Source organism: Burkholderia sp. Ac-20349, from assembly GCF_017104865.1.
Classification (GTDB): Bacteria; Pseudomonadota; Gammaproteobacteria; order Burkholderiales; family Burkholderiaceae; genus Burkholderia; species Burkholderia aenigmatica.
This window is the reverse complement of sequence record NZ_JAAGPM010000302.1, coordinates 1-2,636: the sequence shown is the minus strand read 5'-3', so window position 1 is coordinate 2,636 and position 2,636 is coordinate 1. Positions and strand designations below refer to the sequence as shown.

Below are 2,636 nucleotides of genomic sequence, written 5' to 3'. Positions count from 1 at the left end.
TGCCGGACGCCGGCCGGCACGCGCGGCGCGGCGGCGGCCGCGTCGAGCGGATGCAGCGGGGCATTGCAGCGCAGGCACAGCCGGAACGGCCGCATGTGCGGTGCGAGATCGAGCCGCTCGAACAGTTCGCGCAGCTGGTCGGCCGGCTGCAGCGCGTGCAGGTAGCAGCCGCGCTCGACCGCGCGCCGCTTGAGCAGCTCGCGGTCGCGGGTCAGCACGATCCGGCCCTCTCGCGCGGCGAGCGCCGCGAGCTCGTCGTCGCGGTAGTGGTTGTCGTAGCAGGTGTCGAAGCCCGCGAGGCGCAACAGTTGCGCGAGGCCGCCGAGATGCGCGTCGGCGACGAAGCACCATTGCGCCGGTTGCGGCGCGGTAGCCCCGTTCACCGTGGTTTGCGCGCGTTCCGGAAAGGCTTCGACCCGGTCGCCGTCGCCGAGCGGCCGGTCGAGCGCGGCCGGCGCGTCGTTCACGCAGAGCCGGCCGATTTCCGTATGCGGGACGCCGAGCGCCTCGATCGCATGCTTCACCGTCGCATCGCGCGCGCATGCGTGCCCGAACGCGCGGTCGCGCTGCGCGCGCGGGAGAAAGGCGTTCAGTTCGTCGTGGAAGCGGAAGGTCGCGGTCGCCATGCGCGCAGTATGGCACCGCGCACGGGCGGCCGCGTGCCCTGCAGATGCCACGCATCTGTGGTTAACTCCCCGCTTCACGGAGCGAAGGAGCGGGAAATGGATCTCGGATTTATCGGGCTGGGTGAAATGGGGCAGGCAATCGCGACGAACCTGCTGAAGGCCGGGCACACGGTGCGGGTCTGGAACCGGTCGCGCGAGCGCGCCGAGCCGCTCGCCGCGCACGGCGCGCAGATCGTCGACACGCCGGCCGACGCGTTTCGCGGCGACGCGGTGTTCTCGATGCTGGCCGACGACGCCGCGGCGCGCGCGATCTTCGACGATGCGCTGCTCGCGCAGGCGCCGCGCGGCCTGATCCACGTCAACATGGCGACGGTGTCGGTCGCGCTGGCCGAATCGCTCGCGCACGCGCATGCGTCGCGCGGCATCCATTACGTCGCCGCGCCGGTGATGGGGCGGCCCGATGTCGCGGCGGCCGCGCGCCTGACGATCATGGCGGGCGGCCCGGCCGAGGCGATCGACCGCGTGCAGCCGCTGTTCGACGCGATCGGCCAGAAGACCTGGCGGTTCGGTTCGCTGCCGCAGCACGCGAACGTCGCGAAGATCGCCGCGAACTTCACGCTCGCGTCGGCGATCGAGACGCTCGGCGAGGCGTCCGCGCTGCTGGGCGCACACGGCGTCGCGATGCGCGACTTCCTCGACGTGATCACCGGCAGCGTGTTTCCGGGCCCCGTCTACGAAGGCTACGGCTCGATGATCGCCGAGCGGCACTACGAGCCCGCGCGCTTCAAGGCGCGCCTCGGGCTGAAGGATGTTCGCCTCGCGCTGGAAGCCGGCGACGCCGTGTCGGTGCCGTTGCCGGTGGCGAGCGTCGTGCGCGACAACCTGCTCGATGCGCTCGCGCACGGCGGCGGCGAGCAGGATTTCGCGGTGCTCGGCGAAGTCGCGCTGCGCCGCGCGGGCCGCTGATCCGTCGCGCGACAGAAGTCCGGCGCATCGGCATAATCGACGTTTCGTTTTCCCTTTCATCCAGGCAGAGGCGGGCATGAACTTGCATACGTGGTGGCTTTTCGTGGCGACGGTGTTCGTCGTGTCGGCGATTCCGGGCCCGAACATGCTGCTGGTGATGACGCACGGCGCGCGGCACGGGCTGCGGCGTTCGACGTGGACGATGGCCGGCTGTCTCAGCGCGCTGGTGCTGATGCTGTCGGTGTCGGCGGCGGGCCTCGGTGCGGTGCTCGAAGCCTGGCCGGCGATGTTCAACACGCTGCGCTATGCCGGCGCGGCCTACCTCGTCTACCTCGGTGTGAAGGCGTGGCGCGCGCGCGTCGACGACGATGCGCCTGCCGCCGACGTCGAAACCGTGTCGCGCCAGGCCGCGCCGGCATCGCGCGGGACGCTGTTCCGCAACGGCTTCCTGGTCGCGGGCAGCAACCCGAAGGCGATCCTGTTCGCGGCCGCGCTGCTGCCGCAGTTCATCAACGCGGCCGAGCCGACGCTGCCGCAGTTCGGCGTCCTCGTCGTCACGTTCGCGGTGATCGAGGTGAGCTGGTATCTCGTCTACGCGTCGTTCGGCACGCGCATCGGCGCGACGCTGAAGAGCCAGAGCGTCGCGAAGATCTTCAACCGGCTGACGGGCGGGTTGTTCGTCGGCTTCGGCGCGATGATGGCGCTGGTCCGTCACTGATTTCGAACTGACACCGGCGCGCCGAACGCCCCGTCCCTCGCAAGAGGGCGGGGCGTTCGGCTTTTCGGGCCGGGTTCACGTCCGCGGGCGCGTCAACGCCGCCGCGCCGGCCCCGCGTCCGGCCGAGAGCCCGAAGACGGTGGCCGTGCCGGCGAACGCGAACCCGACGCCGCACACCGCGCTCCATCCGCCCCAGGCCCACGCACCGCCTGCGAGCATCGCACCGAGCGCGCCGCCGATGAAGAACAGCCCGACGAACAGCCCGTTCAGGCGGCCGCGTGCGGCCGGGTTCAGCAGGTTGATCTCGCGGCGGCCGATCGTCTGGT

3 protein-coding genes and 1 pseudogene are annotated in these 2,636 nt (G+C 71.3%); 2 read left to right on the top strand and 2 right to left on the bottom strand.

Annotated features, from left to right (window positions below; genetic code table 11):
* The coding region (locus tag G3N61_RS38710) for a Mut7-C ubiquitin/RNAse domain-containing protein (RefSeq protein ID WP_205825075.1) at positions 1 to 626 on the bottom strand (626 nt) is incomplete at its 3' end.
* Between G3N61_RS38710 and G3N61_RS38705 the strand changes: the two genes are divergently transcribed.
* Positions 516 to 1,592, top strand: a complete 1,077-nt coding sequence (locus G3N61_RS38705; RefSeq protein WP_346778609.1) for an NAD(P)-dependent oxidoreductase — start codon at positions 516 to 518, stop codon at positions 1,590 to 1,592. The genes G3N61_RS38710 and G3N61_RS38705 overlap by 111 nt on opposite strands.
* Before the next feature lie 76 nt (positions 1,593 to 1,668).
* Entirely contained in the window at positions 1,669 to 2,310 is a 642-nt protein-coding gene (locus tag G3N61_RS38700) for a LysE family translocator (RefSeq protein WP_043185141.1), read from the top strand.
* A gap of 75 nt (positions 2,311 to 2,385) precedes the next feature.
* Here the strand turns inward: G3N61_RS38700 and G3N61_RS38695 are convergent.
* Positions 2,386 to 2,636, bottom strand: a pseudogene (locus G3N61_RS38695) (MFS transporter); the annotation flags it as partial.